The following is an 18,340-nucleotide window of genomic DNA, read 5'->3' as shown; positions in this document are numbered from 1 at the left end:
TTAATTCCTTTCTATTGTTTTAAGTACATCATATACAAAACCCGGGGTGCTTTTTGAAGCTTCTAACTGGTTTAATGTTCCTGCTATATAGGTGTCTACCTGAGGACAATACCATAAAAAAGAGGCTGTGCTGCCGGTGTGACCAAGAACCTGTAGGTCTGTGTCTGAATTTAAATGCTCCTGAAAAGAAATCTTTCTGATCCCAAACCCGTATTCAGTTCCTTCAGTTTCTGCGATCCAATTTTGCATTGCTAAACGGGTTTCTTTTTTTAGGATCAGATCTTCATTTAGGCCTTTTAGAAAGTTAATTAGATCCTGCGTGGTCGACACCAAACCACCACCACCCCAATCGGCACTTAGGCTTTTAATTGAGGATAATTCAATATCACCAACGTAAAACCCGGCCATTGCAGACTCAGAATTTGTAGGTGCCGATTTCAAATTGATATAAGAACTGTGCATTTCTAAGGGCTCAAAAATGTACTGCTGAAAGAACCTTTCTAAGGACATGCCGCTAACTTCTTCAATGATCAATGCCAGAAGCACATATTCTGTATCGGAATAATAATAGCCTTGCCCGGGAGCAAAGTGGGGCTTCATCTTATCTTTGGTAAACTGAATTATTTCCTGAGGTGACCAGGTCTTATCTGTATTTACGAGTAACTGATTGATAACATTCGGGCTGCCGTCCATTGTGGTGCCTGTAAAATAATCCGGTAATCCCGATGTATGTTGTAATAACTGAGCTATGGTTATTTCTTCTGAATACTCCTTATCATCTAAAACGTGTAGCCGATCAATCAGTTCTTCCGGCAAATGCTGAGCTATCTTATCCTCAAAATTCAGTTTTTCGCGATCTTTCAGGATCCCGATAGCCGTAGCGGTGAGCATTTTGGTTATGCTGGCCGTGTAAAAAGGACTGTTTATATTCACATGATCCCCTGAATCCGGGTTACTTTCAGCTAGCTGTAGATCAATATCTTTTGATTCAGAATAAACATGCAGAATAGCACTTTTGATATTTCCTTTTTCCAATTGAGCTTCAAACAATTGTTTCACCTCTTGTTCTATAGTTTGCTGGCCAATGCAGGGTATTGATACTAAAATTAATAAAGTTAAGAATAAGCTGGTTTTCATTTGTCCACTTTTAAGCTGTTATTATTCCGGTAAGTTACTTGTAATGAGATCATAACCAGCTGAAGCCTAAGCCAACACTAAAAGTTACTGCATCCCTATGCGCATCGCCTTCCAAAAATGCTCTGCCCATAACCAGTTTTGACTGAATATTTAGTGCAAAGTTTTTCTTTTTATAAACTTCATATCCTGTGCTTGCCATAACAGCACCTCCAAAGTTCCAGTCGTCGTTAAGGTCGTCTTCTATATCATAAAGGGCCGGGGAATCAATTGCCAGGCCAAGACCTCCATGGATCCACCAACGCTCTTTTACCCAGTATTGTAAGGAAGGAATAATGCCTCCAAAATGTCTGTCCCTGCCCTGGAATTCATAGATCATTCCCGGCATGCTGGCGGTTATTGCCAATTCATCATTCAGCATATAGCCAAATTTCAATTCAGGAAAACTAATTGCTCCCTGCGCTTCGTCAAATGTCTGCATTCCCTCACTGTCTTCAATGGAGATAACACCACCACCCAAGCCGAACTCAAAGATGAAACCGTCACGTGGAGAGGTGTTTTGATCGCCTAAATTATTTTGTGCAAATGTCATGGAAGCCATTAATGTAAAGATAATAACCGGCACTTTTAATTTAATGTGTTGTACGAATGTGTTTGTTTTACTTGTTTTCATGTCTGTTGTTCTTTTGATTTTTTATATTAGAATTTGTTAAGTTGAAAGTCTGAAGCGGAGGCTTATGATGATCTGGATCTTTCCGAAGCATTCCACTTTGATATTTAGTGTTTGATCTTATCCTTCAGTAAAAAGATGTAATTAAATGTTTCATGATTTTAAGTCTAAAGATTAGTGATACAGTGGGTATTGTAGACTATGTACAGGGATTAAAAAGCTGATGATGCCTCAAAACCTGATACCCACATACAGGTTAGGCTCAAACAGGAAATAGGATTTCCATTTGTTATCCAGCCGTTTAAAAGCGGCAGGCGTATTCGTGTCAAACATCCAGTTCTGACCGTGAATCTGAGGTTCTACAAAAAATCGTTTCTTTTTCCCGAAAGCGAAGTGATAGCCGATGTGGTATGAGGTATACAGCTTAAACCCGTTTGCTATTTTTTCGTTGTTTAGGTCCAGGTAGGTTTTGTACTGCGGTAAAACTTCTACTGAAGCGAATAGTCCTTTCCACAGCATTCTTTGATAGGATACTCCTATACCCGTTTCCCGCACATAGCCGGGATAAAATTCGGTTTCAGAATCTATTTTATCTAATAGTCCATCCCACCATTGTATGCCCATAGGTTGAAACAACCGCCAGGTGGCTAATTTTACACCCACGATGTTTTTAGGATCCAGTTCCTGCTTTATGTGCAGCTCATAATGTTGTGTATTTATTCTTTCGCCTCCTTTACCAATATTACCAAGGATAATTGCAGGAAAGCTAAGCCTGTATTTGTAGGCTTGATTGTTTTCAATAATGGTGTCTTTTCCAGACTGCGCGAAAACGCTCATTGTACAAAGCGTTAAACCGATGAATAATAACTTTTTCATTTTTAAAGAGATTTTAGTTGTCAGTATTTTGATAAAGAAAAACTTGATGAAGCAAAGAAAGGTCGGAACCCGGGGCTAATCGTCCTGAATTATGATTTCAGACCTTTTTTACTTTAGTAGGTCGGGGTTCCTATAGGTAAGGTGCAGCCAAGAAAAAAGGCCTAACAGTTTTAAGTGTTAGGCCTACGTGAGAGATGCTATTTTATTTAAAGTAACTCTTCAGGATGAGAGGTGAGTTTGTCGAGATTTTTAGTTATTTTTTCAATATCCCAATACCACCATTTTAGGTGCAATAATTTAGCTATAATGTCTTCCGAAAAACGTTTTTTAACAGGTTTTGCGGGATTCCCTCCAACGATGGTGTAGGGCTCGACGTCTTTTGTGACTACGGCTTTTGTTGCAATAATGGCACCGTCACCTACATGTACCCCAGGCATAATAGTGGCTCCGTGACCTATCCATACATCATTCCCTATAACGGTATCTCCTTTTGAGGGATAGCTTTTGCCTCGCATTGCATCTTGCCAGGCACCTCCAAAAATGGCAAATGGATAAGCTGTTGTAGCTTCCGTCAAATGATTGCCCCCGTTCATTATGAAGGTAACACCTGAAGCAATCATACAGAATTTACCTATCACCAGTTTATCTCCAATAAAATCAAAATGATATTTGACGTTTTTTTCAAAATTTGAAACGTCTTCAAAATCATCGTAATAAGTGTAATCGCCCACCACGATGTTAGGATTGTTAATGTAGCTTTTCAAAAAACAGAGATTTTTGTAATGAGCCAGTGGAAAAACCGAATTGGGATCAGGTATTTTCATGAGGTTTTGGTTTTGATAAATAAAACAGCGCAACAGCTAAATACAGAGTTATGGCGGCTTGAACTTTTTCGATATATGTTTCTGCTAAAAGATTTCCAACAGTATTGAGCATGAAAAAGAATGCGTAAATCAGTAGAATTCTGCTAATTGCTTTTTCTCCAAAAATAGGTTTTATGATCCTTTTTTTTATCATTATGACCAACCCCGGGAAAGCCATTGTGACCAACGCGATTCCTTCCAGTATATAAATTGTATCAACAGATTCTATTTTACCACCCCAGACAATGTTTAATGGCATTATTTGAAGCAGGATCAATAGATGCAGGAGGCAGTAAGCCGCTGCAATAACTAAAACAGTATTATCAATATTTTTCATTCAGGATCTACTTAAGAATTTTCGCTTCTTCTATAAAGAAATCTTCTAAATGATGTCTGCCACAGGTCGGTGCAGTATTATCTTCAGCCATTAAGGTCAGAAAAAATTCAAAAGGCCCATAGGTTTGAACCGGTGTGAACGTCCTTAAACTCCAAAGTGATAGTTTTCTCGTCCAGTCGGGTAAGTGAACAATTTTTACCGGTTGATCCAATGCGGTAAAGGCCATTTGACTTATTTCATTAAGGCTTAAGATATCGGGACCTCCAAGAGAGAACTCTTTAATCTGATCATCTAACTTCTCTACAATGGCCTTTGCTAAATCCTCACCGTGTATGGGATTAAATTTTTGTTGCCCTGATCCAAAAAGGTAGACACGGCCAGATTCAGCCATCTTTAAAAAATCTCTCATATCAGAGAAAAAACCATTGGGTCTTACAACGGTATAGCTTAGGCCTGAAGCTTTTAAGGCATCGACAAATTTTTCCTTGGCTTCAAAAATTTTAAGTTTGCGATATTTCTCACCATTAATTGCCGATATGTACACAAAGTGATTTACACCTGACTTTTGAGCTTCCTGCAGCAAATTCATGTTGCCCTGATAATCTACATCCATATAGGTCAAACCATCTTTTTGCCTGGTGATTCCTATTGTGGATATAACAGTATCTATTCCTTTGCAGATGTCCCGTAGTGTTTCCGGGTTTGTTACTTCGGCTTGTTTTATTTCCAAATAGTCCTCGTTCTCATTTTTCAGCTTTTTTGGATCACGTACAATTGCGATTACCTGATACTTTTTTTCAATAAGGGCTTTTAGAATATAGTTGCCCAGATAGCCTGTAGCTCCTGCCAGCAAAACATTTTTGTATACATTCATACCGGATCGTCTTTGAAAACTAATTTGTACACAAAGATTCTCAAGATTAACAGGGCAATCGTTCTAATTTATAATCTGGAACGAAATTATATGGCGCTAAAAGGAATTAGCTTTCATCCAGGCTTTTGGGGTGATATTTTCCACTTTTTTAAAATAGGTGTTGAAGACACTTTTGGAATTAAAACCACTATCATAGGCCAATCCCAGAATGGTGAGATGTGAATTTTTGGGATCTAAGGCTATGTTTTTAAAATGCTCCAGTCGGTAGGAATTAACGAAGTCATTAAAATTCGTGTTGAATACCTGGTTAATCAGATATGACATCTTGTTGGTATTCAATTCCAAAACATCAGCTACGACCTTTAGGCTTAATTGGGGATTTAAAAAGGGTTTTTCTTCATCAAAATATATTAGCAAGGCTTCCTTCAAAGTTTCTATTTGATGATCATCCAGAATACCTGGGGTTGCTTTTTCCTCATTGACCTTGAGGATTTCTATATCGGAATAGGATAAATTGGAATGATGCAGGTCTGCAAATCCATTTATTTTGTGCAAAGCTTCCAAAAAGGGTTCTTGTCTGTAGTTTATGACCTGACCCCTCTTTTGACTTATGTAATATTTTAAAATGGAAAAGGCCAGTTCTTTATGTCGGGAATTTGCCAGAATATACAGATCATAAGGAGTAAGAGTTGTTTTAGAATTTCTGAAATCTGACCACTTTTCCAGAAGATGCCGCGGTACCTCAACATTCTTTTCATTGATAACCCTGAATAAGAGCATCTTTTCTTCATAAAGGCCGGTATTGTAAATTGATTCTTCAAATTCCTCCTTTTTGTTCAACCATATAAGACAGAAACCCTGTAAATAATGTGCTAATTCTAACTCGGGATTAAGGGTCAGGGCATAATTCACATTTCCCAGGGCTTTCTCAAAATGACCCCGGTAATAGTTGATATGCGCTAAGGTGTAATGGTTATTTGCTGAAAGCGGATCTACTTCCAAAAGTTTATGTGCATAAATTAAGGCCTGATCAAAAAAACCAAGAGCTATGAATAATTCGGCTAAAGCTTCTAAACCATCTATATGATCCGGATTAATGGCTAAAACCTTCTGAATATGAACGTATGCATTTTTAAAATCCCATTCTTCCCAAAAGAACTTTCCCACATAGGCTAATGGATACTCAGGCAGGCTGGTGTCCAATTCCTTTGCTATGAGCAAATTGCTAATGGCCAGATCTATAGCTTCCACATATGGCATATATCCCCACATTGCCAATAACCCATAACATTGCAAATTTGCGTAATATGCTTTGGCATAATTCTTATCCAGAGCGATAGCCCGATTGTAATATGATATAGCTTCCCTTAGCCCTTCCTGTGTCCACTTTAATTGCACAGAACGCCCTTTCAAGTACCATTGATAGGCATCAACATTGTTTGTAGGTTGTTGAACCAGGTGCTCCTGAACTTCAAAATGTCCGAAATTATTCCGGATTTCATCTGCAATAGCCAGACTGATCTCATCTTCTAACTCGAAAATATCTGTTAAGTCCCTGTCGAATTTCTTGGACCAGTAGTGGGTACCGTTTCTAACGTCGATCAATTGGGCAGTAATTCTTACCCTATCCCGGGATTTTTTTATGCTTCCTTCCAGAATTGAGTTTACACCCAATTGCTCCCCAATTAACCTGATATCTATTTCCTTTCCTTTAAAGGCAAATGAGGAAGTCCTTGCAATTACCTTAAGCTGATTGATCTTTGTAAGGGCATTTATGATCTCTTCGGTAATCCCATCACAAAAATATTCGTTGTCAATATCGCTACTCATATTGACGAAGGGTAATACTGCTATGGATCTGGAATTTATCATGGGTTAAAAGATGGAAGAATTGATTAAATCACCCCTTCCTCCTCAAGTGACATTCTCATTTGACCATGTCTTTGCCAAAAGCGATTTTTGATCTTTTGCATTGTGTTTTTAAAATCCGGATGGGTTTTTAAGGGCTTAAGAATAGGATCGTCGCCAATCAATAAAAACCAGTAAGGATAACTCTCAATGCTCGAAAACCTCTTCAGCTGTTCCATAGCCTTCTCAACCTCTCCTTCGTGTGCGTATTTTACCGCCAGGTTAGCATTCCTGTAGATGGATTGATCTTTTTTGCAGTATTCTGAAAATGAGGTGAAAAACTGAGAGGCTTCCTTTTTCATTCCTGCTTTTTCGTAGACCAGGCCTATTTTGGCATTTTCCTGCGCATAGATATCAAGGCCATTTTTCTCCCGGGCCTCTACGAATTTCTTGAAATAGTAATAAGCCTGCTCATAATCTTCTTCCACATAGTACATCTTGGCAAGATCCTGCAATATATCCAGCCGGTTGGTATCCTTCTTCCATTCTGTCAAGAGCAAATTGCGGGTTCGTGCCACATTTCCATCTTTGGCAAAAAGGATAAAGGCTTTTAAGTGCGGAGCATAATAATTTTTGGCGTCATAGGCCAGCGATAGATTGATGTACTCCAGGGCTTCATCAAAAAAGCCGGAAGTTACCAGGGCATTGCTCAGCTGCAAATAGGTATAGCTTTTTGTGATCGAATCGTTTCCGGCAGCATTCAATTGCACTCCTTTTAAGGCATATTTGAGGTGTTTCTCTGTGTTTGGCTTTAAGCGGAAGTAGAAATCAGCCAGCATTTGCACTGCCAGGGAAGAATTGGGATTGTACTCCAGCGCCTTTTCAAGGTACGGCAGGGCTAACTGATACTGCCCGGTCTGAATATAATAAAAGGCTTTGGCAGTAAGACTTTCGGCCGATTTAGAATCGTATAGCAGGGCTTTGTCTGAGTAACTGTTGATCTCTTCAGTATACTGTTTCTCTGTCTGGAACATTTCAAGTAGATAGTAAGAAGTGGCGATATTTGCGTGCGCCAGGGCAAATTCGGGATCTTCTTCAATTGCCTTTTTAAACAGTCCTATTGCCTGCTGAAGTCCTTCATGGGTGCGGGAATGGAAAGGATCCAGTGCCTGAAGATAGTAGTCATAGGCCAGCAGATTTTGCGTGGGTTTCTTCTGAATTTGCCTAAGTTCAGCCGGAGTGACTATAGGCTCCAGGGAGTTGACGATCTTTGCAGCTACCTCGTTCTGAATGGCAAAGATATCCACCATTTTACGATTGTACTGTTGAGACCAGAGATGACGGTCGCCCGAAGCATCAATCAGCTGAATGTTCAGTAAAACCTGGTCTCCTACTTTTTGTCCGCTGCCTTCCACAAGGTAGTTCACATTGAGTTCTTCAGCTATTTCGGGAATGGTCTTCGTAGTGTTACGGTATTTCTCTACAGATGACCTGCTAATCACCCGCAGGTCTTTTATCTTCTGCAGGTTATTCAGCGTCGATTCCATCAGTCCGTTAACGAAATAAAGATTGGAAGCATCGCTGCTCTCGTTTTTAAAAGGCAGTACGGCTATTGATTTTTCGGGCTCAACATTCTCCACATTGGCGGATGGCTTCTCGTACAGGAACAGGAAAGAAATTACCAGAATGGTGAGAAAAGGAATGGAAAACAACAGCACCCGGGTCATTAACTTTCGGGTGGGTTTTTCCTTGGAGATCTCGGCGATCTCCGGCTCTTCCTTTTCAGGTTCCGGTACTTCCGTTTTCTGGTTACCAACTTCTCCCGGAGGGTAACCGTATTGCTCCCTAAAGCATTTGATGAAATAGGAGGAACTACCAAAGCCTACCTTATATGAAACCTCGGAAACACTCAAGGATGTTTCCTGCAGCAATTCCATGGCGATCTCCAGCCGCACCTGTCGTATGAACCGGCTCGCTGAGAGACCTGTATCTTTTTTGATCTTTCTCAGGAGGTTGGAGCGGCTCATATTCATTGCTTCGGCCAGTTCAGAAACTCCAAATTGATCGTTTGGAGCATTTTCTACGATAACCGTGGTCACCTTATTGAGGAAATCTCCCCTGTCTTGAGTACTATTCAGCATTGCCTTTTTTGACCTGATGAAATTAGAAAAAAATCTTTAAAGCCTTCTTTTCTGTTCAGGTAAAAGCTGCCGGCGAGCTCATGTTGCAACATAATTTATACTGCTGCGTCATAGTTTTTATCCCCTTCCTTAAACTTTATGCTTTTGGCCGCCTGCCTGGTATATCCCGCCAGCCTTCCTGATCCATCTTTGTACCACAGAAATTTTAATAATCTAAAAAGCTAAAATTTAAAATCATGAAAACTTCAAAAATTATTTCCCTAAGAACATTTCTAAGCCTTATTATGCTATGCGTATTGTTTCCTGCATGCAGCCAAAACACTAAAAGATCTACAGACCGGGCCGTAGCGGAGAAACCTGAGATGGATATACATACGGCAGTGATGTCAAATGATCTTGAGGTGGTAAAACAGCACATTGAGGCCGGAACCGATTTGAACACTAAAGATCAGTTTAGTGGATCAACCCCGTTAAATACTGCAGCAGTATTTGGAAAGACAGGTATTGCAAAGGAACTGATAGACGCCGGGGCAGATCTTTCCATTAAAAACAACGACGGCTCAACACCACTTCATACTGCGGCCTTCTTTGGCCGAATTGAGATCGTACAATTATTACTGGATGCCAGGGCAGATAAGAGCTTGAAAAATAATTTCGGAGCAACCCCCAGAGAGACTGTCGCCGGTCCTTTTTCAGACATGAAACCTGTATACGAAATGATGCAACAGCAGCTGGCCCCGCTGGGACTACAACTGGATATGGAGGAACTTAAAAAGAACCGTCCCGTAATAGCAATGATGTTGCAGTAAAACCATAAATCCAAAAACTGATGAAAACTGAAAGAAGATACGATATTGACTGGCTGCGGGTGATTGCTATAGGCCTGCTCCTCATCTATCACATTGCCATCATCTTCCAACCCTGGGCCATGTTGATAGGATTTATAAGGAGTGATGAACCTATGCTGGGCTTGTGGAAGCTAATGAGCATGTTGAATATTTGGCGCATTCCCTTACTGTTCTACGTTTCGGGTATGGGAGTTTATTTTGCCATACAAAAGCGCAACTGGAAGGAACTGCTGCTGGAGCGCAGTAAAAGGATCCTGCTGCCGTTCCTTTTCGGGATCATCGCTGTAACACCTTTACATTTTCTCCTTTTTCAGGAGTATTATGAGTTTCCTCTGGGATATTTCCCGCATCAGGGACACCTGTGGTTCTTAGGTAATATATTCGCATATGTCCTAATCTTGTTGCCGCTGTTTGTTTACCTGAAGAGAATGAACAACAGCAGGTTCAAAAGAGGATTGTCATTCCTAATGGAAAACCCTGTGGGACCCCTGGCGATATCGCTCTTTTTTGTACTCGAGAGCCTCATAGTGAAACCGCAGGTCTTTGAGATGTACGCAGAGACCTGGCATGGCTTCTTTCTGGGGCTGCTTGCTTTCTTTTTCGGCTTCCTTTTTGTCTATAGCGGGAAAGCTTTTTGGCAGACAGTACTAAGGTGGCGGTGGTTCTATCTTGCTTTGGCAGCGGTTCTTTATTCTTTCCGCTTAATGGAGGTGCCATCAATAGATTTTTTCATGGCAATAGAATCCAATTGCTGGATCTTCGGAATTTTTGGGCTGGGATATAAACATTTCAACAGGCCGGGAAAACTACTAAGCTACCTTAGTAAGGCTGCCTATCCTGTTTATATTGTTCACATGTTCGTGCTTTACGGCGGGGCCATGATCATTTTGCCCCTGGAGATACCGGTATGGCTAAAATTTATAACTATCTGTATCTTTACAGGAACAGGATGTTTTCTCCTTTATGAATTCATAATCAGGAGGGTGGGGTTCTTAGGTCCTTTTTTTGGCCTCAAATGGAGCTTTAAAGAAAAAAAGAAAAGGGAGAATGTTGTAAAGCCTGTCGAGAGCTCCTTGTGATCGCTCTTTGCTAACAGAACTTGTTGTGCTACTAAAAAGCAGATAATTATGGAAGTGAAAAAAATGAAAGCAGTACTCGTAAGGAAGTATGGCTCCCCCGATGTGCTCCGTCTTGAGGAAGTAGAAATTCCCGAACCGGGACCTAATGAAGTACTCGTAAAGGTGAAAACATCTTCGGCTACAAGGGCCGATACCATGATGCGTACAGGGAAGCCGTATATCGGCCGGCTATTCCTGGGCTTTAAGAGACCAAAACATCCTATCCCCGGTACAGGATTTTCCGGAATAGTGGAGGAGGTGGGAACTAAAGTCAGTAAACTGAAAGTAGGGGATAGGGTATTTGGAGAGACCACCTTAGGCTTTAGCGCAAATGCCGACTTCCTGACGGTTTCTGAGGGCGGCGTTGTCCTGCCAATGCCTGAAAATATGGACTTCACTGAAGCGGCCAGCTTTGGAGATGGACACCTTACTTCATACAACTTCCTCAAAGAGATAGCGAAAGTCCAATCGGGGGAAAGGGTGCTTGTGAACGGAGCTTCAGGAGCCCTGGGTACTTCGGCAGTACAGATTGCCAACTATCTTGGCTGCCGGGTAACTGCCGTGTGCAGTGCCCAAAATTTTGATCTGGTGAAATCTTTGGGAGCAGATGAGGTTATCGACTACAGGAAAGAAGATTTTACTCAGAGCGGGAAGAAATATGACTATGTGTTTGATACAGTAGGTAAAAGTTCTTTTAAGAAATGTAAAAAGATCCTGGCAGAGCAGGGAATATACCTGTCGCCGGTCCTAAAAATGTCTCTCCTGCTGGAGATGCTCAAAACCTCCGGGTCGAAGAAAAAGGCGGTCTTTCAGGCCACGGGAACTAAAGGCGATGACCAATTGCGAAAGCTGCTCGGGGAAGTCCTGGAAATCTACAAGAAAGGGAAACTAAAGACCGTGGTTGACAAACAGTACCCGTTAAGCGAACTGGCAGAGGCACACCGGTACATCGAAAAAGGCCATAAGAAAGGGAACATCATTATTGCCACCTCCTAAGCCAAAGCTTTCCTGTCCCACCGGTTCTTGTACAGCTAAGTGCAGCAGGGATAAACTTGTTCATGTCGATTCCGAAGAAAATATCGCCTTTCAGGTTTTCTACAACAGCAGCATCCATGGCAGCTAAAATTTGATTCCGGGCCGAACATCATTATCCTTTAAAAAGTTAAGAGCCCTTTAAGAGGCTGCGGCAAAAGCTTTTTTTAACTTAGAAGGTTCTGCCATGGAAAAGCCTGAAGATATGCAAGTTGAACATCACAAAAATTCCGGAAATATTTGCGGCACCGCCGCGATATTTCTTAATCCCGGTCATAATATGTTATCCGCTCATCAGAGCTCAACCTTTTTTAGCAACAATTTTTACAGCTTTGGAAGCACTGGCCGAACTTCCGCTTCAAAATCCGGCAATTGCTGATTTTAGTTTTAACTGAAAAACCTATGGAAGAGAACAGAGAGTTTGAGGAATTTCAGGAAAGGCTTAATGTGCTGGACGCCGGCATAAGAGCCAGGGCTTTAGAGCTTGCTTCAGAAATATATGCCGGAGAGAAATGTACCAGGGAAGAAGCTCTTGAAAAAGGAATTACGCAAGCAGAACTGGAAAACAGGAACATATAAACTTGTGCCAGCCTCACACAATAAGTAACTAGAAGAACAATCCTATGAAATTATTGACCATTAAAGCTCCTAAAGGAGAAGGCGCTAAAGTAGCAGAGAGGGCAATCAAATCGGGTATAGAATCTGTAGCTGTCTCCGAGAAATACGTTTTTGACAAGGCAGATTCTCCCCGCCCCGCCGATTGGATTGAAATTGAAACCAGTACTCCCAAAGTAAAGGATTTCATAGAAGATCTTATGACAGCTCCTTTTTACGATCCGCTTACCTACAGCTTTACAATTAGGCATCCCGAATCTCTTTTTGCCTCAGAACCACCCGAAGAGGAAACCAAACCCATCATAAGGGCAACAACAGATGTGTACCAGGAGTTATGGCAGTTTTGCCAAATCACTACAAGCCTTCTGGGAAGGGTCACACTTTCCGCCTTTTTGGTAGCCTATGGAATGAGAGAAGGCTTTATGCCCTTGATCATAGCCGGCCTTCTGTTCCTTCCGTACCATCACCACATGCTGGGCATTGGCTTTAGTGTTGCTTTGGGAGAAAAAAAGTTCCTGAAACAATCCCTGGGAAGCCTCGTTGTCACCACTTTGTTCATTGTATTAGGAGGAGTCATTTTAGGTTTACTTACCGAACCCGGAATTAAATGGGATGATTTCACCGAGAGTTCCCTGCTTTTTAGTTTTCTGATCTCAATGGCCGTGGGAATTGCTGCAGGTTTGGGCTCTATTGATGACGCCGGTAGAAGAGAGCTTATTGGTCTTGCTGCAACTGCTCATATTTCTGTTTATCCCATTTGGTTTGGCCTAAAGATCGTGTATGGATTTGATCCCACAGACAAGCCGTTGCATTTGCTACTGGTTTATTTAATGGACGTGGTCACGCTCATAGGTTTTGCCGTGCTTACTTTCAAACTGATGAAGATGAAAGGCGAGGGAATTAAAAATTATCTGGCAAAGCTTTAGAGGTGGATTTAAAATTCTATGGCTTTAGGTAAGAAACTGAACCAACCACAATAGAATCGGTCATAGTTTTACTTTGCCGGAAAGAGACCCATCCTGTCTCCTTTGACTGTACCGGCACATAATCTATATCTAGAACGGCGGTCTCTTTTACACTTCCATCCCGGTAAAGATTAAATTCTATGTGAACTGCTTTTGCTGTCTCCATACCCACGTTCTTTGTTTCTACTTTGTAGGTGTTACCGGAGGAATTGGATTCCATCCTGGTGGATATTTTTAGGTCTGGCGGCGCGTCTGATCTTGTAGCCCAGTCATAACTCAAGTAGCTTAGAAGAAGTACTATGATCAACAATCCCACCACGAAAATGGTTTTCTCCAGTACATTTGGCTCTTTTTTTTCGTTCTCCATGACTTCTGAATTAAGTAATTAATAGTCTTCCTGCCGAAGCCCCCAGGGAAGCGGGTACAGCAAGAACAATGACCTCTGCCAGCACGAAACTAAAGCCGTAGCCCGAAATTCTGCCAAAGAACCACAACACCAGGGCAGAAACGAGAAGGGCACACAAGTAACTTACTACCAGATGGAAAATGATCTCTTTTATTCCTCCTTCAAATTTTCCACTTCCCCTAAAGTCACTAAAAAAAAGTACAATTCCGCTGATGAGTATTGAAGTTAGGACCATCACAAGGAGGTGAGATGGTTCACTTACCATGGCGATCCTGAGAATTTCTTCAGTGGGCGCCACCGAGGAAGAAACTAACACTGCACCACAGATGCAAAGCACAATCATTTGTACCAGTCCTCCATCGTCTTTCGCATTTTCCTCTCCGGTCTCCTTTTTCCCCTGTCCCAGTTGAGCCGTACCAATCGAAAATCCGATCGCCACGATCATTGATTCTACAATGACTTTTCCGGCAATTTCACGATACGACATGGTAAAGCCGATCTTATTTATGAGAAGTAGGAATAGAAAGGCTACAATAAAAGCAAGGGTGATTTCTTCTACAGATTCCTGGAACACTTCTTTAAGAGAAGCATCTTCGCGCATTCCTGAATGCCGGTTATAGCCAAGGAGGAGCAAAAAAGTGAAGACAATGAGAGCCAGGAGTTTTTCGGGAGATGCAATAAAACCTGTCCACCACACTTCCATCGTGTAAAGAAGCGGCAAACTAAAGAGGAGCCCTCCAACTGTTCCCCTCCCATACTCCTTAAGTGTTTCTGAGGTTTTTCTTGTTTTCCTGCTCATCCAGATCAAGTTAGGTCTTTTTTGTAAGGCAATGTCCTACTTTTGAAAGAAATTAACTTTGTCTTACAGAAATTGGGTCTACTTAAGCAGAAATCTGCAAAAAGGAAATATCTCAGGTTATAGAACATCCAGAATAAAAAAAGACCCAGATAATTTGGGCCTTTTTAGATTCCTGTGGTTTTACTTTTAAGCAGCAAATTTTCTGCAAGCCTCTTCACACTTTCTACAGATCTGGCCGCAATGCATCAGTTCTTCTTCAGTATCTTCTTTGTTACTGCATGCATCAGCACAGTCTTTGCACACATCAGCGCATTCTTTAGCAAGATGTTTGGCATGATTAGAATTCGATGCTATGAAACTTGAAGTTGCGTAGCATATTTTAGCGCAGTCCCTGCAGAGTCTGATTTGCCTAATAAGCTTTTCTGTTCTTTCATTCTCCAGGCAGGCATCAAAACAGTTTTCACATTCTGTTGCACATTCAGCTAAAAGCTTTAGCAGTTGAGAATTTTCCTGTCTTTCCATCATTCCGTGTTTATGTTCCATGTCTTTGATCTTTTAGTTATCTATTTAAGATAAAGAACAGACAGAACAAATACAATCAAACGGTGTTAAGTTAGGCCCCATGATTGTTAATTTAATCTCGCAGCTTCTTTTAGAAGCTCACTGCCTCTACCGTGTATGGAAAATGAATTCAGCACTTTTTGCTTTTCATAACATTTTTCCTTCCTAAAGTACCTAACTTGAAGATAAAAAAATATGATGGACATCTGGATCTGGGACCTCGTACTTCCGGCAGCAGTCTGGGCTGCTCACTGGGGTGCAGAGCACCTGGCAAAACCTCTAAAGAAATTAAGGCAACAATGGGGATTCTCTGTAGCTGCAGGGGGAGCTTTGGTGGGGTTGGCTGCAGCAAGTCCTGAAATAGGAATCAACATTGCCAGTGCTTCTCGAGGGGTTGGAGATATTGGTTTGGGAACAATGCTGGGGTCCAACGTTATTGCCATTCCGGTGATGGTAGTAACGGCATACCTGGCGACCCGGCACCTGAAAAAAAGTAAAGCAAAAAAAAATCACGAGGAACATCTCAAAGAACACCTTTTAAGAGTAGATAAGACAGCAGTGACGGTTCAGGCGCTACCGTACCTCGTGATCATCGCTGTAGTGGCCATACTCACTGTTCCAGAGCCATGGAGGGGACTTCAACCAGTAGATGGCTGGATCATGCTGGGTATCTATGCCCTTTACCTGAGTCAGGCGCTTTTGCGCGGGAAAAAGGATAAGGAACAGGTAGATTGGAAGAAAAAGGAAATAGCTTTGGCTTGTGCCGGATTAGCTGTTCTTGGCTTAGGAGCCTATTTCACAGTGCGAGCAACAGAGAATATTGTTACTGCTATGAATCTTTCTGAAATCGTTGGCGGACTTTTTATTACAGCACCAATGGCCGCACTTCCCGAAATATTTGCCACATGGAGTGTAGCTAAAAGTGGCCAAATTACTTCGTCTGTGACAAGTGTTATCGGGGATCATGCGGTAACTCTCACCATAGCCTTTTTTCCTTTAGCCCTGGTTGGGATTCCCGTAAATAATTTTTCGCTTTTTGTGACAGTACTAACCTTTGTCGCACTTGTAGCCATCCTCTATGCTTTCTTTATTCATTTGGGCTCGAAAAACAAGGCTTATGGATTCACCAGATGGCAGGTGATTACTCTGGCTTTATTGGTTTTCGTCTACGTTGGAGTAATAAGCTTTGGAATCCTTGATGTTCTCAACACGCAGTAATTTCAAGGAATGACAACAGGTACAACATAATGCAATTGAGCTATTGCACAACATCAGACCACTTAAGACCTTCACTCTTAAGCAATCTCTCTAAAATCCTCCTTCTATCCTTTTGTTCCTCGTCATTTTTGATACTTTGGTGATAACCAAAGTAGGATGCTTGTACAGGATTTTTCACCTTTGGCATACTCCGGGAAAAATTACTATCGAGATTCTGAAGAAAAGTATAAATGGCAGATCTAAGAGGTTGCAATTCTTTTTGGAATTTACTTTTATTCTCAGAGCCTATAAGAATGGAAAGAGCTTCATCCAGTCTCGCCATGTTCAGACTTAAACAATCTTTTGGCTCTGGTCGGGTATAAAAATGTACAACCGGGTAAGCATGATGATTAACAGCGTGCTGGTCCACCATTTCCTGTAAATTCAGAAGTTGCTGATAGCTGTACGAACTGCTGAATGAATTTAGCTTTTCGGATATGGTTTGGGGATTTGTTCCAAGTCCATGAATGGTTTTTATGAGGGTCCTTTTCTGAACGAGAGCTGAAGCCACTGAAATAAAGTACGTCATAGAACTGGTAAAGAGGATAAAGCCCAAAAAAGCAAAGCAATTGGTCAAAATTTCGAAGAAAGGAGTTGTGGGATAAAAATTTCCCATACCCAGAGTCGAGATGATATACCCTGTAAAATATAATCTTTCCCAAACGTCTGCCGTATCGCCCTGGGCATTGACTATTGCTTCTGGGTTGGATGAGTAGACCAAAAACAAGCCCACCCACGTTAGTGTTATCCAGATGAAGAGCATAGACAAGTTGACAGTCAGGCCACTGAGTTTCAATATATTTCTACCCATTATTTTGACGAGAAATTTTACCAGTTTTTCAGCAGAGACTGCAACCTTTTTGGAGATAAAACCCAATCCACTTCCTGAAAGCGTGGTATAAAAGAAGTCAAAAAGGACCAATACGAGGATAGTAACTCCTACTAGAAGGAGAATAGTGTTTTCCATGACTATCGGGAGTTTTCCATTATTTGACCATCGAATTTAGAGGATACTGAAAGAATGTTTGTTAATTTTAGCAAAAACTTCGGGGCGTACGCACCTTTGAAAGCTAGACTATAAAAATGGGACATTTTTTGCACCACCAGCCTGAAGCAATATAAGTACTTCATCTATGCCTTAAAAATGAATCAATGAAGACCATATTAAAATCGTTAATTACTTGTCCCTATTGCAAGGTTTCGAGGGAGGAAATAATGCCTGCAGATGCTTGCCAATTCTTTTATAAATGCTCAAACTGTGAAGTAGTTGTGAAGCCTTTGGAGGGGGATTGCTGCGTTTTTTGTAGCTACGGATCTGTTCCTTGTCCGCCCATCCAGGAATCTCGCTCATGCTGTAGTCATTCCGACTAAGTTTTGTGTTGCTTTTGTTCGACTCGAGTCTACTGCTAACCAAGCTGATTTAAGGATTCGCAGGACATGCTAGAGAAAAGGTCTTCAAACTGCGTTTAAACCTTCCTTAAAATAAAAATGCTTCCCCTTTCAGGGAAGCATTTAAAGTCTGCGGAGGAAGAGGGATTCGAACCCCCGGAGGTGTTACCCTCAACAGTTTTCAAGACTGCCGCAATCGACCACTCTGCCATTCCTCCATTGCGGGTGCAAATATAAAAAGCTTTTTTAAATATTGAACAAGAAATTTTACTTTTTGAATGAAGAACTTTTTGTGAAGTTTCTAACCCACCTATTGATAGTAACTTAAAATCCCAGAAAAATTTTCTCTTGACTCTTGACTCTTGTCTCTTGACTCTTGTCTCTTGTCTCTTGTCTCTTGTCTCTTGATTCTTGTCTCTTGATTCTTGTCTCTTGTCTCTCTTTTCATTTGCATTTCCCGGTTTTATAGATATCTTTGCCTAAGTTCATTTTTTAATAAACGAGTTATCAAGAAAGGTTGAGGGATTAGACCCTGTGAAACCTTAGCAACCCTCCTTAGGAGAAGGTGCTACGTTCTACCCCGAGTACTCGGGGATAGATAACTAAG

At 41.3% G+C, this 18,340-nt stretch carries 20 protein-coding genes, 1 tRNA gene and 1 riboswitch; of the genes, 7 read left to right on the top strand and 14 right to left on the bottom strand.

Annotated features, from left to right (window positions below; genetic code table 11):
- The 8 genes from VR862_RS02510 to VR862_RS02475 form a co-directional block, all read right to left on the bottom strand.
- Positions 1-1,137 carry a serine hydrolase domain-containing protein gene (locus VR862_RS02510; RefSeq protein WP_324719367.1) on the bottom strand — a complete coding sequence of 379 codons (1,137 nt, stop codon included), beginning with the start codon at positions 1,135-1,137 and terminating at the stop codon, positions 1-3.
- A 49-nt stretch (positions 1,138-1,186) separates the two neighbouring features.
- A complete protein-coding gene (locus VR862_RS02505; protein WP_324719366.1) occupies positions 1,187-1,807 on the bottom strand; it encodes a hypothetical protein in 621 nt (206 codons plus the stop codon).
- Between the two features lie 228 nt (positions 1,808-2,035).
- Entirely contained in the window at positions 2,036-2,680 is a 645-nt protein-coding gene (locus VR862_RS02500; RefSeq protein ID WP_324719365.1) for a hypothetical protein, read from the bottom strand.
- A gap of 206 nt (positions 2,681-2,886) precedes the next feature.
- A complete protein-coding gene (locus VR862_RS02495) occupies positions 2,887-3,504 on the bottom strand; it encodes a CatB-related O-acetyltransferase (protein WP_416384486.1) in 618 nt (205 codons plus the stop codon).
- Positions 3,491-3,880, bottom strand: coding sequence for a hypothetical protein (locus VR862_RS02490; RefSeq protein ID WP_324719363.1), 390 nt, complete (start codon positions 3,878-3,880; stop codon positions 3,491-3,493). The genes VR862_RS02495 and VR862_RS02490 overlap by 14 nt, the downstream gene beginning before the upstream one ends.
- Before the next feature lie 7 nt (positions 3,881-3,887).
- On the bottom strand, positions 3,888-4,754 hold the full coding sequence (locus tag VR862_RS02485; protein ID WP_324719362.1) for an SDR family oxidoreductase: 867 nt from the start codon (positions 4,752-4,754) through the stop codon (positions 3,888-3,890).
- A 96-nt stretch (positions 4,755-4,850) separates the two neighbouring features.
- The gene (locus VR862_RS02480; RefSeq protein WP_324719361.1) at positions 4,851-6,626 is read right to left on the bottom strand and encodes a helix-turn-helix domain-containing protein; all 1,776 of its coding nucleotides are present in this window, start codon (positions 6,624-6,626) and stop codon (positions 4,851-4,853) included.
- Positions 6,627-6,649: 23 nt separating this feature from the next.
- Positions 6,650-8,743, bottom strand: coding sequence for a helix-turn-helix domain-containing protein (locus VR862_RS02475; RefSeq protein ID WP_324719360.1), 2,094 nt, complete (start codon positions 8,741-8,743; stop codon positions 6,650-6,652).
- Positions 8,744-8,979: 236 nt separating this feature from the next.
- Between VR862_RS02475 and VR862_RS02470 the strand changes: the two genes are divergently transcribed.
- The 3 genes from VR862_RS02470 to VR862_RS02460 are packed head-to-tail and all read left to right on the top strand — an operon-like array spanning position 8,980 to position 11,705.
- Positions 8,980-9,552, top strand: a complete 573-nt coding sequence (locus VR862_RS02470; RefSeq protein ID WP_324719359.1) for an ankyrin repeat domain-containing protein — start codon at positions 8,980-8,982, stop codon at positions 9,550-9,552.
- A 20-nt stretch (positions 9,553-9,572) separates the two neighbouring features.
- Positions 9,573-10,670 carry an acyltransferase family protein gene (locus tag VR862_RS02465; protein ID WP_324719358.1) on the top strand — a complete coding sequence of 366 codons (1,098 nt, stop codon included), beginning with the start codon at positions 9,573-9,575 and terminating at the stop codon, positions 10,668-10,670.
- A 48-nt stretch (positions 10,671-10,718) separates the two neighbouring features.
- Complete coding sequence (locus VR862_RS02460; RefSeq protein WP_324719357.1) at positions 10,719-11,705, top strand: NAD(P)-dependent alcohol dehydrogenase; 987 nt, start codon at positions 10,719-10,721, stop codon at positions 11,703-11,705.
- On the opposite strand, the gene VR862_RS02455 is transcribed toward VR862_RS02460, so the two are convergent.
- Positions 11,689-11,823, bottom strand: coding sequence for a hypothetical protein (locus VR862_RS02455; RefSeq protein ID WP_324719356.1), 135 nt, complete (start codon positions 11,821-11,823; stop codon positions 11,689-11,691). The two genes, VR862_RS02460 and VR862_RS02455, sit on opposite strands and share 17 nt — an antisense overlap.
- Before the next feature lie 320 nt (positions 11,824-12,143).
- On the opposite strand from VR862_RS02455, the gene VR862_RS02450 reads away from it, so the two are divergent.
- The gene (locus VR862_RS02450; protein WP_324719355.1) at positions 12,144-12,320 is read left to right on the top strand and encodes a hypothetical protein; all 177 of its coding nucleotides are present in this window, start codon (positions 12,144-12,146) and stop codon (positions 12,318-12,320) included.
- 44 nt (positions 12,321-12,364) lie between these two features.
- Complete coding sequence (locus VR862_RS02445) at positions 12,365-13,282, top strand: DUF389 domain-containing protein (RefSeq protein WP_324719354.1); 918 nt, start codon at positions 12,365-12,367, stop codon at positions 13,280-13,282.
- Positions 13,283-13,298: 16 nt separating this feature from the next.
- On the opposite strand, the gene VR862_RS02440 is transcribed toward VR862_RS02445, so the two are convergent.
- The 3 genes from VR862_RS02440 to VR862_RS02430 form a co-directional block, all read right to left on the bottom strand.
- A complete protein-coding gene (locus tag VR862_RS02440) occupies positions 13,299-13,688 on the bottom strand; it encodes a hypothetical protein (RefSeq protein ID WP_324719353.1) in 390 nt (129 codons plus the stop codon).
- Positions 13,689-13,698: 10 nt separating this feature from the next.
- Positions 13,699-14,526 (bottom strand): TIGR02587 family membrane protein, encoded by an 828-nt coding sequence (locus VR862_RS02435; protein WP_324719352.1) that lies wholly within the window; start codon positions 14,524-14,526, stop codon positions 13,699-13,701.
- A 186-nt stretch (positions 14,527-14,712) separates the two neighbouring features.
- Positions 14,713-15,069 carry a four-helix bundle copper-binding protein gene (locus tag VR862_RS02430; protein ID WP_324719351.1) on the bottom strand — a complete coding sequence of 119 codons (357 nt, stop codon included), beginning with the start codon at positions 15,067-15,069 and terminating at the stop codon, positions 14,713-14,715.
- Positions 15,070-15,282: 213 nt separating this feature from the next.
- Here VR862_RS02430 and VR862_RS02425 point away from each other — a divergent pair, with 213 nt between their 5' ends.
- The gene (locus VR862_RS02425) at positions 15,283-16,305 is read left to right on the top strand and encodes a sodium:calcium antiporter (RefSeq protein ID WP_324719350.1); all 1,023 of its coding nucleotides are present in this window, start codon (positions 15,283-15,285) and stop codon (positions 16,303-16,305) included.
- A gap of 40 nt (positions 16,306-16,345) precedes the next feature.
- Here VR862_RS02425 and VR862_RS02420 read toward each other — a convergent pair whose 3' ends face one another.
- The gene (locus VR862_RS02420; RefSeq protein WP_324719349.1) at positions 16,346-17,311 is read right to left on the bottom strand and encodes an ion channel; all 966 of its coding nucleotides are present in this window, start codon (positions 17,309-17,311) and stop codon (positions 16,346-16,348) included.
- 185 nt (positions 17,312-17,496) lie between these two features.
- On the opposite strand from VR862_RS02420, the gene VR862_RS02415 reads away from it, so the two are divergent.
- A complete protein-coding gene (locus tag VR862_RS02415) occupies positions 17,497-17,715 on the top strand; it encodes a GDCCVxC domain-containing (seleno)protein (RefSeq protein WP_324719348.1) in 219 nt (72 codons plus the stop codon).
- 151 nt (positions 17,716-17,866) lie between these two features.
- Here the strand turns inward: VR862_RS02415 and VR862_RS02410 are convergent.
- A tRNA-Ser gene (locus tag VR862_RS02410) sits at positions 17,867-17,951 on the bottom strand.
- 283 nt (positions 17,952-18,234) lie between these two features.
- Positions 18,235-18,338: riboswitch (SAM riboswitch) on the top strand.
- Positions 18,339-18,340: the final 2 nt, after the last annotated feature.

This window comes from Salinimicrobium aquimaris (assembly GCF_035607535.1).
Taxonomy (GTDB): Bacteria; Bacteroidota; Bacteroidia; order Flavobacteriales; family Flavobacteriaceae; genus Salinimicrobium.
This window is presented reverse-complemented; position numbering and strand designations above follow the sequence as displayed.